Here is a 17,627-nt window from a genome sequence, read left to right as displayed (position 1 = left end):
GTGAGTGAATGAGTATTTCCTCTATTGTAAGTAGGCAAAAGGAATATTTTTTAAAAGGGCATACGAGAAGCATCGAAATGAGAAAGAATAATTTGAAGAAGCTTTATGAAGGCATTCAGCGTTTTGAAGAAGAAATATTTCAGGCATTGAAATTAGATTTAAATAAGTCAGTTCACGAGTCGTTTACAACGGAAGTTGGATATGTATTAAAAGAAATTTCCTTTCAATTGAAACATATGTCATCGTGGAGTAAACCGAAACGAGTTCGAACAGCACTCACTCATTTTGGATCAAAAGGAAAAGTAGTGCCAGAACCGTATGGTGTGACGCTTATTATTGCACCGTGGAACTATCCTTTTCAATTAGCAATTGCACCACTTGTAGGAGCACTGGCAGCTGGAAACACAATCGTTTTAAAGCCGTCAGAGTTAACGCCAAGCGTTTCAAAAGTGCTTAAGAGAATGTTAGATGAATTATTCCCAGAAGAGCTTGTAGCGGTAGTAGAAGGTGGCGTTGAAGAGAGTACATCTTTGCTGAGGGAACCGTTTGATTATATTTTCTTTACTGGTAGTGTTGGAGTTGGAAAAGTTGTAATGGAAGCAGCAGCGAAACAGTTGACGCCGCTCACTTTAGAACTTGGCGGGAAAAGTCCTTGTATTGTACATAAAGATGCAAAGATAGAGATGACAGCAAGAAGAATTGTTTGGGGTAAGTTTTTAAATGCAGGGCAGACGTGTGTAGCGCCTGATTATATGTATGTGCATTCTTCCGTGAAAGAAAAGCTAATTGAGGCACTGCGACATGAAATTACAGAGCAGTATAGTAAAGAACCTTTGCAAAATGAAAATTATGTGCGTATTGTAAGTGAGCGTCATTTTGAACGATTATGTGGATTTTTACAAGATGGTCAAGTCGTAATTGGTGGAAACTATAAGAAAGATACATTACATATTGAACCGACAGTACTAGCGGATATTACATGGAAAGATACTGTTATGGAAGATGAAATTTTTGGTCCGATTTTACCAATCATAGAGTACGACAACATAGAAGATGTAATTGGCACAATCCAGCAACATCCGAAGCCGTTAGCGTTATATGTATTTTCTGAAGATAAAGAAGTACAAAAGAAAGTGACGTGTAATATTTCATATGGTGGAGGCTGTATAAATGATGTTGTCTATCATCTTGCCACGCCATATTTACCTTTTGGTGGTGTTGGAAGTAGTGGATTAGGGGGTTATCATGGGAAAGAAAGTTTTCGGACTTTTTCACATTATAAAAGCATTTTAGGCCAATCTACAGCATTCGCCATGAAAATTCGTTACTCTTCTACAAAAAGTGCTTTAAAATTCATACGAAAGTTGTTAAAATGATGATGGTGTTTATCAGTAGGCGTAGCCGTATGATAATAGCCCCTTCGCAATGGAAGGGGTTTTTCTGTTCGACGTTATGTATCATGCGAAAATGAATCCAACATACTACATAAAGAATAGAAACGAACGCTTGTTAAATAACCATTTTTGTTTGGATCGAAACAAAAAATAGTCTATAGAACATAAATATTTATTCATGAATATAAAAATTAAAAATTTAAGGTAGATAGGACGGGAAAATGAAAAAGATTATTAAAGTTGAAGCAGTTGAAAAACATTTTGGAAATCAAGTGATTATCCCACCTCTTTCTTTAGATATTAAAGAGGGAGAGTTTTTAACAATTTTAGGGCCGAGTGGCTGCGGGAAAACGACTTTACTTCGTATGATCGCAGGATTTGAAACTCCAACTAAAGGGAATCTTTTATTAGATGATGAAAGAATTAACGATTTGCCGCCATATAAGCGTCATATGAACCTAGTGTTCCAACATTACGCACTATTCCCACATATGACAGTAGAGAAGAATATTTGTTTTGGTATGAAAATGCAGAAAGTATCAGCAGCAGAGCAGAAAGAGCGTGCTGAAGAGGCAATGCGTTTAACGCAGTTACTTGAGTTCCGTAATCGTAAACCTGCGAAGCTTTCTGGTGGACAACAGCAGCGTGTTGCAATTGCAAGAGCGATTGTAAATAATCCGCGTGTATTACTATTAGATGAGCCACTTGGAGCGCTTGACTTTAAGTTACGAAAAGACTTGCAACGTGAATTGAAAAACTTACAACGTAATTTAGGAATTACGTTCATATACGTAACGCACGATCAAGAAGAAGCAATGAGCATGAGCGATCGTATTGTAGTTATGAATAAAGGACATATCGAACAAATCGGAACACCGAAAGAAATTTATAATAAGCCGAAAACATTGTTCGTTGCGACATTCATCGGTGAAAATAATATTGTGAAAAACGGGGAAGGCTATGTAGCAATTCGCCCTGAAAATGTAAAAGTACGTTCGGTTGAAGAGTCAATTTTAAAAGAATACCATCTTGGACATATTGAAGATATCGAGTTTGTCGGAAATATGGAGAAGCTTTATGTACGTGATGAGAAAACATCAGAATTACTAATGGCATATCAAACTGCTGAAGAGGCAGCGCAGTGGAGCATTGGAGATAATGTATATGTAGGCTGGGAGCAAGAGGACGAGGTGACCTTAAATTGAAAAAAGGGAAATTACTCGCACTACCTACAGTCGCGTGGCTGTTAATTTTCTTCCTAACCCCGCTCGTATTCGTATTAGGATTCGCCTTCATGCAGCGCGGAGCTTACGGGACAGTAGAAATGCAATTTACGCTGGAGAATATATCCCGTGTGTTTGATCCATTGTACTTAGGAACGTTATGGGAAACTGTTAAAATCGCAGTTATTACAACAGTAATATGTTTATTAATTGGCTATCCGTTTGCGTATACAATTACAATTGTTGACCGCAAATACCGCTCTATTCTTTTATTATTGGCAACGATCCCGTTTTGGATTAACTTTCTTGTTCGTTCATATGCATGGATTGTTATTTTACGTTCACAAGGTCTTGTGAATACGTTGTTATTAAAGCTTGGCATTATTAGTGAACCGTTAAATTTATTATATAATACTCCTTCTGTAATACTCGGAATGGTCTATTCTTTATTACCATTTATGATTTTACCAGTGTATGCAGCAATTGAGCAGCTGGATAAGCGTAAGCTAGAAGCGGCTTATGATTTAGGAGCAACACCAATAAAGGCATTTTGGAATATAACAGTGCCGATGACGATGTCAGGAATTGCGACTGGTTCTATTTTAGTATTCGTTTCTTCTATCGGAATGTTTGTTGTATCAGACGTGATGGGCGGATCGAAAGTAGCATTAATCGGAAACGTTATTCAAAATCAATTCTTAGGTGCACGTGACTGGCCATTTGGATCTGCGTTATCGATTATCGTTGTTCTATTCTCTGTTCTGTTAATTTACTTATATTATCGTGCAACGAAAGTATATAAATATAATGAGAACGGAGGGGAATAGGCAAAGATGAAGAAGTTTTTGGTTTCTTATTCTTGGTTAATTTTGTTATTCTTGTATTTTCCAATGATGGTTTTAATGGTCTATTCTTTCAACGACTCTCGCATTAATGCGGAGTGGGAAGGTTTTACATTCCATTGGTATACAGATTTATTTCAAAAACAAGATGTTATTGATGCATTTGTAAATAGTATTACGATTGCAGTTATAACAACGATTGTGACAACGGTACTTGGTGTATTCTTTGCAATTGCTTTACATCGTTATAAATATCGTTTCGAAGGGGCTATTAATGGCCTTGTATATTTACCAATTTTAATTCCTGATATTTTAATGGGATTATCTTTACTAATTCTTTTCAGCCAGTTAGGAATGGAACTTGGACAAACAACGATTATTATTGCACATATTACATTTAGTATTTCGTTTGTTGTTGTTATTTTAGCTGCGCGTCTTTCAAGTATGGGACGTGACTTAGAAGAAGCTGCAAATGATCTAGGAGCAACGCCTTGGCAAACGTTTCGTTATGTAACGTTCCCAGCAATTGCACCGGGAGTTATTTCGGCAGCATTATTAACATTCACATTATCAATTGATGATTTTGTAATTAGTTTCTTCGTATCAGGACCAGGATCAACAACATTGCCACTATACATTTACAGTATGGTTAAGCGCGGAGTATCACCAGAAATTAATGCTCTTTCTACAATTTTAATTGTTGCTATCGTAGGATTAATGGTTCTATCTGAAATCTTCCGGAACAAAGGTGCAGATGGTGAAGAAAACTCTGGAGGACACCTTCCTTTATAATACGAACGATATAGAAAGTACAAGGGGGTAATAAACCGATGAAATTAATGAAAAGAATAGCTGGCGCAGCAATTAGTTTTAGCCTTGTTGCTGGTGTGCTTGCTGGTTGTGGTGAAAAGAAAGAAGAATTAAATATTTATAGTTGGGCTGACAATTTTGATGAGCAAGTGCTAAAAGATTTTGAAAAGAAATATAATGTGAAAATTAACTATGACAAGTACGCAAGTAATGAAGAAATGCTTGCGAAATTACAAGCTGGTGGCGCAAAGTATGACTTAATCCAGCCGTCGGATTACATGGTTAAAACAATGGCGAAAATGGACTTATTAGCGCCGTTAGATAAAAAGAATATCCCGAATATCGAAAATATGGTTTCTAATTTCAAAACACCTGCGTTTGATCCAGAGAATAAATATTCTTTAGTGTACACTTGGGGTGTAACAGGGATTGCATACAATAAAAAGTATGTGAAAGAAGCACCTACAAGCTGGGCGGACTTATGGAATGAGAAATATAAAGGACATGTAACGTTACTGAACGATTCTCGTGAAGTATTAGGAGTGGGTCTTAAGAAGCACGGGTTCTCAAACAGTACGAAAGACGATGCACAATTAAAGACAGCAGCAGATGATTTAAAGAAGCTGCTTCCAAACTTATTAGCATTTGATACAGATAACATTAAACAAAAATTCATTACAGAAGATGCTTGGATCGGAACAGTTTGGTCTGGAGATGCAGCATTTATCGCAAAAGATAATAAAGATGTAGAATATGTTGTACCGAAAGAAGGCGGCACAATTTGGGCTGATACGTTAGCAATTCCAAAAGGTGCAAAACATAAAGAGCTTGCTGAGAAATTTATGAACTACTTACTAGATGAAAAAGTAAGTGTGAAAAACTACGAGTCAATTGGTTACAGTAATCCAAATGAAAAAGCTCATCCTCTTCATAGTAAAGAATACCGTGATAATCACATGATTTTCTTAACGAAAGAAGAGTTAGATCGTACAGAATGGCTTGTTGATGTAGACGATAAGTTAAAAGACTATGATCGTTACTGGACAGAGCTAAAAACAAAAGGTAAATAAGTAAGGAAATGCGGTTTCTAAAGTAGAAATCGCATTTTTTCATAGTAGGAGGAAATCGTTTGAATAAGAAGTTACATCAGTATGAGGTAATGTGTATCGGTTTGTTATTTGCTGTATTTGGTATTGTTGCTTGGCGCGTACATGCAGGTGGCGTTACAGTGATGGATACATATGTCCGTGGATTAGTAAGAGGGCTACAAACGGAAAGTTCTCTTATATTTTTCTCGTACTTTACAAAATTGGGATCAGCAATTGGGATAGTCGCTACGCTCGTTATAAGCTTGCTTGTTTTTTGGAAGAAGCGTTATTATGCTGCGATGATTGTATATCCAATGGGAATTTTAATAACACATCTTGTGAATAAAGGGATAAAAGAGATTGTAAAGAGAGAACGTCCGTCATTAAATGAAGCGCTAGATGCACTTGGATATAGTTTTCCTAGTGGACATGCAATGCTATCGATTATGACATTCGGATTTCTTACTTATATCATTGCTGCTAATTTGAAAAGCGTAGCTGGGAAATGTGTCACAACGATTTTGATGGGTATAGTAATTCTATCGATTGGATTAAGTAGAGTCATTTTAAATGTACATTACCCAACTGATATTTTAGCTGGTTACTGCGTAGGTGGTATTTTGTTAATTATCGCGATTTACTACCATCGTTTACTTACTGAGAGATTAGGGCTTAATAAAGAGAGATAGAAAAACGTCTGGAAAAACTATTATTATAGTTTTTCCAGACGTTTTTTGTTTATATCAAGATGTGATACAGTATAAGTGACAATTGAATTATTTAAAGTAGGTGAAAATGTGTGAAGACAAACGTACATAAAGTTGATAAGTGGGGGAAGTTAGGAGCCTTTTTGTATCAGTTTCGTTATACAGTAATTGTAGCGTTACTGTTGCTCGCAATCGCACTTGGGATTTTTGCTCCAAAGCTACCGGGAGTATTAGGTGGTGACGGTTTCCAAACGGCAGGCGACTATCAAAAAACAAAAGAAATTTTAGATCAAGATTTTAAGAAGTCTCAAGATACGCTTCTGCTCGTTTTTGAGAAAAATAAAGATGCTTCGCATGAGGAATTTAAAAAGCGAATAGATGAAATTGTAAAGAATGTTCAAGAGAAAGAGAGCTATGAATCTTTCCATCACCCAATCCAAAATAAAGAAATGCTACAAGATGACATCGGTTATGCGACAATTTTATTTTCCGGGAAAACAAATAAAGAAAGAATGGAAAAGACATTACAATTTGCTGATGAGATTGAGAAAGAAAGTAATGTAGCATTAAAAGTAACACCTACAGGATTTCCGAAAATTAATCAAGAGATTAATGAAAGAACGCAAAATGATTTAAAAGTAGCAGAAATGATTGGATTACCAATTGCGTTTCTTGTATTACTATTTTCGTTTGGTAGTCTTTTGGCATCAATTTTACCGATTTTGAATGGGGCGCTTAGTGTTATTAGTACGATGGGGATATTGTATTTCATCGGTGTTGATAAAGAACTATCTATTTTCGTGTTAAACGTTGCACCGATGATTGGACTTGCATTATCTATTGATTTTGCGCTATTATTTGTGAACCGTTTTCGAGAGGAAGTTGCTAAACGAACGGTAAAAGAAGCGATAGCAATTACATATCAAACGGCAGGACGTGCGATTGTATTTTCAGGATTATGTGTATTTGTTGGGTTATCCGGTTTGTTTTTCTTTAAGATAGATTATATTCAATCTGTCGCGATTAGCGGAATGATTGTTGTCATTATGAGCATTTTATTCTCACTCACACTTCTTCCAGCACTATTATCGTTAATAGGTAAAAGAATATTAAAAAAGAATCAAGTAGCACATACGCCGGCAAAAGCATGGCGTAAATTTGCACAATTTGTGATGAAACATCCAATTGCAATGATTATTGTTGTTACAACATTTATTGTTATTTGCTTATTACCATTACGTACAGCGAATTTGCAGTTCCCTGGTGTTGAAGCTTTACCTGAAAAGAGTGATACAAGGATTGCATATGAAAAGTATGAAGAAGCATTTAATGAAACTTTCAAAACACACGCTGATGTTACGTTAGTTGTAGAGACGAAAAAAGATATGAAAGAAAAAGAAAGTCTACAAAAGATAGAAGAAGTCGTTCAAAAGTTAAAAGATGATAAGAAAGTACATGAAGTAAGAAGTTTATACGACGGGTTAACTGGAATGAAAGCAGATCAAGTTGTTGGAATATTGCAGTCGCCAGAATCAGCGAAACTAACTCCTGTATTTGAAGCATACACGCAAGGGAATAAGACGACGATAGAAATCTTTTTGAAAACAAAACCACGTACAGAGACTGCAAAACAGTGGGTACGTGACTTTAAAAAGAACTATAAAGAAACGGATGTTACGTATTATCTAGGCGGAATGACGACGTTTCAACAAGAATTAGAAGATGAAATTAAAGATAAAGTTGTAATTGGTATGTCTGTTATATTTGGATCGACCTTTGTTATATTATTATTTGCATTCCGATCTATACTCATTCCAATTAAGGCAATTGTTATGAATATACTTAGTTTAAGTGCAACCATTGGAATTGTTGTTTGGTTATTTGAAGGTGGTCATTTCGGTTTAGAAGCGAGTCCGGTTCTGTTTGTCTTACCAATCTTCATTTTTGGCCTCGTATTTGGGCTTAGTATGGATTATGAAGTATTTCTTATTTCACGTATTCATGAGCTCTATGAAGAAACAGGAGATAACGATCAAGCAACGTTAGAAGGGCTCGTTTCAACAAGTAGAATCATTACATCAGCTGCTTTAATAATGATGGTTGTAACTGGTGCATTCGCATTTACTGATATTTTACCAGTAAAGCAGATGGGGCTTGGCGTTGCATTAGCAATATTTCTTGATGCAACAATTATTCGTCTTATGCTCGTACCAAGCTTAATGAAGTTATTTGGAGACTGGAACTGGTGGTTACCATTTCGAAAAAAACGAGAAAAATCATCATAAAAAATGCTCATCATATTGATGAGCATTTTTTATGAATAGCAAAGCCTACATTTTGCAAATAGTATGTGATAAGAACATTACATAATAAGTAGGTGAAGGCAATGTTTCGTTATTTTAAGTTTAAGTTAAATGATACAGTACAGTTTGCCGAGAACGATGGGCATATGTATCGCATTGTCGGTTATCGGTTAGAAAAAGGATTTTATCCAAAAGATGAATGGACTCATATCATTTATGAACTACTTAGAGAATTTGACGGGTATACGATGGATGCAGAAGAGGAAGAACTTGTAAAGGTCGTTCAAGTAGAGGATGAGTATTACAAAATACAAGAAGTATCAGGTTATCGCTATCCAGTAAAAATGAAACAAAAACAACAAGTGATGAAAATAGAAAAGATGGACGATTTATTAGATGCTTACAATGATTATAAAAGGTTGGCGGATTTCTTTAAAGATTTATCGTATGAGCAAAAAGCTGAAGAAGTATTGTTAGAAATGAAAAGACTTAGAGCTTGAGGGGCAGTCTATTATAAGACTGTCCTCTATTTTTGGCAGTGCATCAAAGTGTGTTTTCCGTTACAATGAGAGAATCAATAGAAATAAGGTGATAAACAGTATGGAAACAAAGAAAAAGGGCGAATGGTGTGAAATTATCGTTCCAGCTAAATGGAATGGTATAAGTATTGAATCGGTATTAAAAGTAGAATGGGAAATACCGAAAAAGCTATTACATCAGCTTCGTATGGAAAAAGGTGTTACAGTTAACGGGGAACAAAGAAGATGGAATGAGCTTTTAAAAGAGAACGATAAGTTACAAGTCCATATGTTTGCGGAGGAAGAGTACGGTGTAGATCCAGAATATGGTGAATTACATGTAGTATACGAAGATGATCACGTACTTATCGTAAATAAACCAGAGCAAATGGACACACACCCTGCTGAAAAAGGTGGAACCGGGACGCTTGCAAATCTTGTTGCTTTTCATTTTCAAATGCAAGGTTTAGAGACGAAGGTGCGTCATATTCATCGTTTAGATAAAGATACGACAGGTGGTGTCGTGTTTGCTAAGCATAGAATTGCTGGTGCAATTATGGATCGTCTATTAATGGAAAGAAAAATTAAAAGAACGTACGCAGCGCTCGTTGAAGGGAAAGTAAAGAAGAAACAAGGAAAGATTGATGCTGCTATCGGAAGGGATCGCCATCATGCTACAAGGCGTCGTATTTCTCCAAAAGGTGACCAAGCTATCACATATTATAAAGTAGAAAAGTATTTTAAGAAGCAAAACACGACTTTCGTAACGTTACAATTAGAAACGGGTAGAACACATCAAATTCGTGTTCATATGAGTCATAATGGTAATCTACTAGTTGGGGATGTATTATATGGTGGACAAACAAAATATATGTCCAGTCAAGCATTGCATGCGATGAAGATAAATTTCTTGCATCCAATTACGAAAGAAGCAATTGAAGTTGATGTGCCGTTTCCTACAAAGTTAAATAATAAAATAAAAGAATTTCAAAAAGAAAATGCGTAAAGTATAAGTTTTAACTTGAAAAAAGTAGATTTTTGCAGGGATTTCTCTAAAAGAAGCGAAGCCGTTAAGAGAAAAGAGAGGTGAGAATCACTTGATCAAATATAAGTATGTACTTGGAATATTTTTCGCTTGTCTTTTACTTACTCTATTTCTCTATCCCTATTTACCAAATCGTATGGCAGTACATTGGAATGTAAATGGTGAGCCAAACGAGTTTATGAGTAAACAAGTTGTTGTAGCATTTATTCCTTGTTTTATTATTTTTTCATATGGATTTTTGTATATTATTTCACATAATATATTTAAGTTTAATGAAAGAGAGCATGGTATTATAGGCGGATTTATAAAGAAAATTACGTTATTTATGTTGTTTATTCATATGCTTATCCTCTTTATTAATTTTGGGGAGTTGATATCCTTTCAAACAGGATTAACGATTGGGATTAGTATGTTTCTTTTTATGCTGAGTAAAGAATTTAAGAAAATAAAAGGCAAAGAAAAAGATCCAATTAAATTACAAAAAATTCGTTTAGTAAGTAGACGAATTTTTCAAGTGATGGCATGTGGCATATTGTTTTCATTGTTTTTGAACTTAGAGTGGGGATTTTATGTATTGCTTAGTGTAATAAGCTGTGGATCTATGTTGTTTATGTTATATATTTTCTATTCATACATAATAGAAAGCTATGAAACTTAAAAAAGAGTCTTCTCATGAGAAGACTCTTTTAATCTATTTATTTCGTAATAAATTGTTGTGTCCAGTAGTTGCCGCTTTCTACATAGCCAACACCGATGTGAGTGAAGCCGTTATTTAAGATGTTTGCACGGTGTCCAGCGCTGTTCATCCAAGCTTGTACTACTTCTTCAGGTGTACGTTGGCCTTGAGCGATGTTTTCACCTGCAGATGTATAAGAAATACCAAATTTCTTCATCATATCAAACGGAGATCCGTATGTAGGACTGTTATGATCAAAGTAGTTGTTTTTTTGCATATCTTCAGACTTAATACGTGCTACTTTACTTAATTCAGTATCGATTTTTAGTGCTGGTAAGCCTTGTTTTGCACGCTCAGCGTTTGTTAATTCAACAACACGTTGTTCGAACTCGCTTAAAGATTTTGCTTCTTCAGCAGGCTTTTGCTCAGCTGGTTTTTGTTCAGCAGGTTTTTGAGCTTCTGGTTTTTGAACTTCTTCAGCAGGCTTTTGCTCGGCTGGTTTTTGTTCAACTGGCTTTTGAGTTTCTGGCTTAGCTGTTGGTTGCTCAGTTACAACATTTTCAGTAGGTTGTTGACCAGGAATGAAGCAGTTTGGTTGGAAGTTTCCTTGTTGCCATTGTGCTAATGATTCAACTCCCATAGATTGTAAGAATGCTTGTAATTCTTGTTGGCTCATTTGTTTCATCATCACTTTTGAATGCTGAATATTTTGAACCTTTACGTTAGATGGTTGTACTGTTGCAGCTTGTGCATCTAGAGAAGATACTCCTAAAGTAAGAGCTGTTGCAGCAGCTACAGATAATAAAACACGCTTTTTCATGATGTGTGTCCCCCTATATAAAGTTTTAATTTGTTTTCACACGATTTGTTTTTGACAGCCTGTCTGACTGACAAATTCATCGTAGCATACAATTTGCGAGAAAAAAGATGGAAAAAAATTCATAGACTTTAAAATTACCTAATTTATCCTAAGAGAAGAAGGGAGCAAAAATAAGAGAAATATAGAGTATAAAAGGAATTTATAGTGTTTTTATACTTGGTTTTAAGAGGGGATTTTTGGATAAAGTTACCTAAATAGAAAATGAAGAATCCTATTGTATCAATGGTTTGAGCGATTTTTTGAGGAATATAATGGATTGATTTTTACAAAACTGTAATGTTTCTGTTGTTCTTTTTTATAATAAAGTAACATATTTTTAATGTTGTAGCAGACAAAAAAGCGGCTATCTCTTTACATAGACGAAGGAGATAGCCGTTTTCCTATTATTACGTATGTTACGAGTTATTACGAGTTAGTTTCAATTGCTTCTAATAATAAATCCACAATGTGAATTCCTCTCATCTTATGAGAAAGCCCTTCTCGCTCAATACCCAATTTCATTTGTAATAAACAACCCGGATTTGCAGTAACAATGGTTGCTGCTTCTGTTTCATGCACACGGTCCATTTTGTAATCTAGAAATTCCATTGATAACTCTGAATGAACAATATTGTAAATACCAGCAGAGCCACAGCAACGATCGGCATCTTTCATTTCTCGATATGTTGCACCTTGGATAGCCTCTAGTAACATACGAGGTTCAGAAGATGTGCGCATAACATTGCGTAAATGACAAGAGTCTTGATACGTAATAACTTGCGGCGTGAGTCGTAAGTCAGTTCGCTTATGGAAGTCTAGTTCTACTAGTATAGCAGTAATATCTTTAATCTTAGAAACAAACTGCTTAGCACGTTCAGCCCAATCCGGATCATCCTTTAAAAGATAATCATAGTCTACGAGGTAAGCTCCGCAACCACCTGCATTCGTAATAATATAGTCGATGTTTAAGTCTTCGAATGCTTTTATATTGCGCTTTGCTAATTCTTTTGCTCCACTCTTTTCACCAGCATGTCCATGCAATGCACCGCAGCAACTTTGTGTTTTCGGAATAACGATATCACAACCAGCTAATTGAAGAAGTTTCATCGTTGCGTTATTTGTTTCTAAAAACATCGTATCCATTAAGCAGCCTGTGAAGAATGCAACTTGTTTTTTCTTTGTACTTTCTGCAGGTAAAAATGAAGGACGATCTTTCATTTTAGGGACTTTTGGTAAAACGAGATCCATCGTTGCAAGTGTTTCGGGGAATAACTTCATAATCCCTGTTTTATGTGTTAGCGTTTGTAAACCAGAACGTTGATAAAATCCGATTAGTCCAGTTAATGTTCTCATTCGATTTTGATGGGGGAATAATCCTTCAAAAACGACTTTTCGAACAGCTTTCACTGGCACCGAGAATTTTTTATTTTGATTAATAATATCACGAGCTTCTTCTAATAAATGCCCATAATTTACACCAGATGGACAAACAGGCTCACAAGCACGGCAACCAAGACAAACGTTTAATGTATTCTCTACATCTTCATCTGGTTCGATTAAACCATCAACGACAGCTTTCATTAATGCGATACGTCCGCGCGGTGAATGTGATTCTTTATATCCGGATTGAATGTAGGTAGGACAAGTAGGTAAACAAAAACCGCATCGCATACAGTTTAGTAATTCATCTTCACTTAATCGTTCTTTAAATTCTTTTTGAATATTTTCTTTATTCAATGTCGTCATCGCTCAACCACCACTCTTTTTCGGGTGTCTTTCGCGAACAGTTTTCCAGGATTCATAATGTTATTTGGATCGAAAGCTTGCTTTATTCCTTGCATAGCTGCAATACCTTCCTTACCTAATTTCATTTCTAAATATGGAGCTTTCATCGCACCAACACCATGTTCACCAGTAATTGTGCCACCAAGTTCAATTGCTTTCGCAAATATTTCAGCAAAAGCTTGTTCAGCTCGGTGCATTTCTTCTGCATTACGAGCGTCTGTCATACAAGTTGGATGTAAGTTACCATCACCAGCGTGTCCAAACGTACAAATAGGAATATTATATTTTTTTGCAATGGTATTAATAGCTTCAACCATTGGAGCTATTTGTGAACGTGGTACAGTTGCATCTTCTAATATTGTAGTAGGTTTTAATCGTGCGAGCGCTGATAGGGCACTACGGCGAGCGGTACGAAGCGCATCTGCTTCCGTCTCATCTTTTGCAACGCGAACATCAACTGCATTCATAGAGTGACAAATGTTAGCCATTTTTTCAATATCTCGATTGACTACTTCGGGTGGACCGTCTTGTTCGATTAATAAAATTGCTTTTACATCTGTAGGTAAACCGATTTGTGCAAACTCTTCTACTACTTCAATTGTCGGTTGGTCAAAAAACTCCAGTGTTGCTGGAATGATTTTATTTGCAATAATAGAAGAAACAGCACGTGCAGCTTCATTAATATCTTCATATAATGCAAGCATTGTTTTCTTTGTTTCAGGCATAGGAACAAGTTTTAATATGGCTTCTGTTACCACGCCAAGTGTTCCTTCAGAACCGATAAATAAACGAGTTAAATCGTAACCAGCTACATCTTTTGCTAATTTACCACCAGTGCGAATAATATCACCATTTGGTAAGACAAGTTCAAGCCCCATTACTAATCACGTGTTACGCCATATTTCAAACCGCGTAATCCACCTGAGTTTTCATTAATATTACCGCCGATTGTAGAAATTTTCATCGAGCTTGGATCTGGTGGATAAAATAAACCTTTTTCTTCTACCGCTTTAATAATATCAAGTGTAATGACACCAGCTTGTACAGTAATTGTTAAGTTTTCTTCATCAATTTCTAAAATATTGTTCATATGGTGGAAAATAAGGACGATACCGCCTTCAAGTGGACATGTTCCTGCGCAAAGATTTGTTCCAGACCCGCGCACATACACAGGAATTTTGTGAGTGTTACATACTTTTAACACTTCAGCTACTTCATTTGTATTACGAGGAGCAATGACTGCATCAGGCATTGCTTGGAAGTTTGGAGTGGCATCATAACTATAAGTTAAACGCCCCATATTGGATGTATCTACATTATCTTCGCCAACAATAGATACGAATGAATGAATAATTTGTTTTTCTAACATTGGAAATCCCCCTCAAACTGTTAACGTGTTTAGTTATAATAAACAACGTGGTAACAGTGCTTTCATTATAATGATAAAAAAGTCGAGGGATTCTTTCTATGTATAATCATCTAAAGATTAATCTGTTTTATCGTTCTTTTTTGTATGATTATCTAATAGGAGGAGTGCGAAGTATAAAACGTTTAAGTCTTTGAATTGTTTTGGATCAAGTCCTGTATGTTCTTCAATCTTTTTTAGCCTATAATGTAAGGTGTTAATGTGTATATGTAATTGTTTAGCTGTCTGTTTATAAGATTGGTTATAATCGATAAATAAGCGTAAAGTGTGCATAAGCTCAGGAGATGATAGTAAGCTTTCGATGGTACGCTCTAGAAATTGTTCACGCGTTTCGGCAGAAATATCTTGTAAACACATTTCTAAACGTAAATCTTCATTAAATACAATTTTTTTCGTTTCCAATGATACAGAAAGAGCACGTAATGCTTGTTCGTAACATATGTTCATATTGTTTGGGGTAACTGTTTGCCCAATCCCGATATATAAAGGAATAGAAAATAAAGCTTCGCAGTCTTGTTTTAACCGTTTTAAAAACTGATAAGTTTGTTCTTTGGAGCTCATCGCTGTAAATAAAATAAAACGATCATTTCCCCAGCGAACAAATAGATGCTCTTTTGTTAAAATATTTCGTACATGTTGCCATATTTTACGCTGGAGCATTGTGTCATTTTAGCCAATAGAAAACAAAACAAGTTGTTTTTTCTTATATAAATCAATGCCAAGTGTTTTGGCACGATCAAGAAAACTCGGGGACCACTCTGTATTTTGAAGCCAATCAAAGACAAAAGCTTCATAAGAACGGTGCTCAAGTTCTAATTGCTCTAAAAAGTAGTTTTCATGAATTAATAATTCGGTCATCTTACGCAATATTTCTCCGTAGCGTGAAATATTTTCAGGTTCTCCGGTAATCCCAATGACACCAATTACTTCATCATGAAATAATAGAGGAAGATTCATCCCAGCCTTTACACCTTGCAATCGCCTTTCATCTTCTTTTGTAATGATGACGGTTTTCTTTTGTTTAGCGCAGCGGAGTGCACCTTCATGAAATTGGCCAATTCTTTCTGTATCTGTACTTGCGATAATAACGCCTTCTATATTAATGATAATTATATTTTCTGTAATTAGTCTGCGTACTTCTCGTACAATTCTATTCGCTAAATCAGGAAATAGCATAATTGACACACCTCAAATTCTATTTGTTGTACATTATATATGTAAATTGAGTAAGAAAGGGAAATTTCACACTTTCCACACATTTATTTGTTATTTTACAATTATAACGAAATCATCTGAAGATGGAGGGAATCTTTTGAGAAAGTATGTTTTTCTTCTCTGTTTTTTATTTCTATTAGTAGGGTGTCAAGGAAGTTCATATACACCAATTGCTAAAGATAAAAATGTTATTATAACTACGAATATAAAAGAAGGCAGTATTAGTTTTATTGATAAAAAAGATAAAAAGTTAATTACGACATGGGAACTAAATGAGCCAATGGCCGGAATCACACTGCTTCCAAATGGCGATGAAATACTTGTATACGGTAAGCAATTAGAATATATGTATGTATATTCACTAGCGGAAGGAAGGCAAGTGGAAAAATATAAAACTGGAAAGGGCATTGTAAATGTGGTCGTATCAGCAGATAAAAAACAATTATTTGCTGCTGATCAAAATGTTCAAAAGGTAAGGTTCTTTACGATAAATGGGAAAGAGACAGGAAATGTTTCAACAGGAAAAGGGCCTATAACGATGGTAGAGTATCAGAATCGGTTATCTGTACTAAACTTTTATGATACGAAACTAACGACAATTGATACGAAGAAAAAAGAAGTTGTTCAATCCTTTATGATTCCGCCAGCATCAACAGGAGCGACGATTAGTCCTGATGGGAAAGAAATATGGATTGGCGGGCATGGTGATGGAAATCAAGTGAATGAGAAAGTATTAGTGTATTCTTTACAGAGCGGTGAAATGGTACGTTCTTTACACGCTCCATTTATGCCTGTGAACATAACGAAAGATAATAAGTACATATATGCATTAAGCCACGGTTCGAATATGCTTAGAAAATTTGATATTAGTACGTATAAAGAGGTAGCTTCCGTTGAAATAGGCTCAAATCCATTTGCATTTTTGAAAAGCGGAGCAGAAGGATATGTAGCAAGTTATGATAGTGATGAAGTGTGCGTCATGGATATGAAGAGTATGAAAATAAAACAAACAATTAAAGTCGGAAAAGGACCGTTTCAACTCATAGAGAGGGAAGGGAAGGACAATGAATAAATATAGAGTGCTAGTTGTAGATGATGAAAGTGATATGAGACAGCTTGTTGGAATGTATTTGGATAACTTTGGATATGAGTGGGGAGAAGCTGAAAACGGAAAAGAGGCTCTTAAAAAACTAGAAACGGATCATTATGATTTCGTTGTATTAGATATAATGATGCCAGAAATGGATGGACTTTCAGTTTGTAAAGAAATTAGAAAAACGTCAGATGTGCCGATTATATTTTTAACCGCAAAAGGTGAAGAGTGGAATAGGGTGAATGGCTTACGTATGGGAGCAGATGATTATATTGTAAAACCGTTTAGTCCTGGTGAATTGGTTGCCCGTATGGAAGCCGTACTAAGAAGATATACAAAGCAAGAACAGCAAGAAGAGATTCAATTTGGACCAATTCTTATCAATGAAAAAAGCAGACGAATTGAGGCGAATGGTGAGTTGATTTCTCTTACTGTAAAAGAGTTTGATTTACTATATTTTCTTTGTCAGCATACAGGACAAGTATTTAGCCGGGAGCAATTACTTGAAAAGGTATGGGGATATGATTATGCCGGAAGTACAAGAACAGTAGATACGCACGTGAAAACGATGCGCTTGAAGCTTGGAGAAAGTGGAAACTACATTCAAACTGTTTGGGGTGTAGGCTATAAATTTGAGGTGTAA

The 17,627-nt window shown here is 35.7% G+C and carries 14 protein-coding genes and 2 pseudogenes; 12 read left to right on the top strand and 4 right to left on the bottom strand.

The features are described from left to right. Positions 1-8 precede the first annotated feature (8 nt). The 10 genes from MR169_RS18635 to MR169_RS18590 all read left to right on the top strand — a co-directional run bounded on the left by MR169_RS18635 (position 9) and on the right by MR169_RS18590 (position 10,588). A complete protein-coding gene (locus MR169_RS18635) occupies positions 9-1,376 on the top strand; it encodes an aldehyde dehydrogenase (RefSeq protein ID WP_242319816.1) in 1,368 nt (455 codons plus the stop codon). Positions 1,377-1,615: 239 nt separating this feature from the next. Further along, positions 1,616-2,599, top strand: coding sequence for a spermidine/putrescine ABC transporter ATP-binding protein PotA (gene potA, locus MR169_RS18630; RefSeq protein WP_000720336.1), 984 nt, complete (start codon positions 1,616-1,618; stop codon positions 2,597-2,599). Then, positions 2,596-3,444, top strand: coding sequence for a spermidine/putrescine ABC transporter permease PotB (potB, locus tag MR169_RS18625; protein WP_000715501.1), 849 nt, complete (start codon positions 2,596-2,598; stop codon positions 3,442-3,444). Before potA ends, potB begins: the two co-directional genes overlap by 4 nt. A gap of 6 nt (positions 3,445-3,450) precedes the next feature. Next, complete coding sequence (gene potC / locus MR169_RS18620) at positions 3,451-4,251, top strand: spermidine/putrescine ABC transporter permease PotC (protein WP_000714192.1); 801 nt, start codon at positions 3,451-3,453, stop codon at positions 4,249-4,251. 38 nt (positions 4,252-4,289) lie between these two features. Next, positions 4,290-5,339, top strand: a complete 1,050-nt coding sequence (potD, locus tag MR169_RS18615; protein WP_000772485.1) for a spermidine/putrescine ABC transporter substrate-binding protein PotD — start codon at positions 4,290-4,292, stop codon at positions 5,337-5,339. A gap of 59 nt (positions 5,340-5,398) precedes the next feature. After that, entirely contained in the window at positions 5,399-6,046 is a 648-nt protein-coding gene (locus tag MR169_RS18610; protein WP_001035521.1) for a phosphatase PAP2 family protein, read from the top strand. A 110-nt stretch (positions 6,047-6,156) separates the two neighbouring features. Then, a complete protein-coding gene (locus MR169_RS18605) occupies positions 6,157-8,349 on the top strand; it encodes an MMPL family transporter (protein WP_242319815.1) in 2,193 nt (730 codons plus the stop codon). Positions 8,350-8,450: 101 nt separating this feature from the next. Beyond that, on the top strand, positions 8,451-8,867 hold the full coding sequence (locus tag MR169_RS18600; protein ID WP_000490301.1) for a hypothetical protein: 417 nt from the start codon (positions 8,451-8,453) through the stop codon (positions 8,865-8,867). A 100-nt stretch (positions 8,868-8,967) separates the two neighbouring features. Further along, the gene (locus tag MR169_RS18595) at positions 8,968-9,891 is read left to right on the top strand and encodes an RluA family pseudouridine synthase (protein WP_242319814.1); all 924 of its coding nucleotides are present in this window, start codon (positions 8,968-8,970) and stop codon (positions 9,889-9,891) included. A 91-nt stretch (positions 9,892-9,982) separates the two neighbouring features. After that, on the top strand, positions 9,983-10,588 hold the full coding sequence (locus MR169_RS18590) for a DUF1648 domain-containing protein (RefSeq protein WP_000598996.1): 606 nt from the start codon (positions 9,983-9,985) through the stop codon (positions 10,586-10,588). Between the two features lie 37 nt (positions 10,589-10,625). Here MR169_RS18590 and MR169_RS18585 read toward each other — a convergent pair whose 3' ends face one another. The 4 genes and pseudogenes from MR169_RS18585 to MR169_RS18570 all read right to left on the bottom strand — a co-directional run bounded on the left by MR169_RS18585 (position 10,626) and on the right by MR169_RS18570 (position 15,852). Further along, positions 10,626-11,426 carry a CAP domain-containing protein gene (locus tag MR169_RS18585; RefSeq protein ID WP_242319813.1) on the bottom strand — a complete coding sequence of 267 codons (801 nt, stop codon included), beginning with the start codon at positions 11,424-11,426 and terminating at the stop codon, positions 10,626-10,628. 465 nt (positions 11,427-11,891) lie between these two features. Then, positions 11,892-13,211 carry a (Fe-S)-binding protein gene (locus MR169_RS18580; RefSeq protein WP_242319812.1) on the bottom strand — a complete coding sequence of 440 codons (1,320 nt, stop codon included), beginning with the start codon at positions 13,209-13,211 and terminating at the stop codon, positions 11,892-11,894. Beyond that, positions 13,208-14,619: pseudogene (glcD, locus tag MR169_RS18575) on the bottom strand (glycolate oxidase subunit GlcD). Before glcD ends, MR169_RS18580 begins: the two are co-directional and overlap by 4 nt. Positions 14,620-14,736: 117 nt before the next feature. Then, a pseudogene (locus tag MR169_RS18570) lies at positions 14,737-15,852 on the bottom strand (PucR family transcriptional regulator). Positions 15,853-15,988: 136 nt separating this feature from the next. Between MR169_RS18570 and MR169_RS18565 the strand changes: the two are divergent. Beyond that, complete coding sequence (locus MR169_RS18565) at positions 15,989-16,963, top strand: YncE family protein (RefSeq protein ID WP_001234145.1); 975 nt, start codon at positions 15,989-15,991, stop codon at positions 16,961-16,963. Beyond that, positions 16,956-17,627, top strand: coding sequence for a response regulator transcription factor (locus tag MR169_RS18560; RefSeq protein WP_001046399.1), 672 nt, complete (start codon positions 16,956-16,958; stop codon positions 17,625-17,627). The genes MR169_RS18565 and MR169_RS18560 overlap by 8 nt, the downstream gene beginning before the upstream one ends.

The organism is Bacillus cereus group sp. BfR-BA-01349 (assembly GCF_022663795.1).
Taxonomy (GTDB): domain Bacteria; phylum Bacillota; class Bacilli; order Bacillales; family Bacillaceae_G; genus Bacillus_A; species Bacillus_A cereus.
The sequence above is the reverse complement of the archived record's forward strand: the minus strand, read 5'-3'. Positions and strand labels throughout refer to the sequence as shown.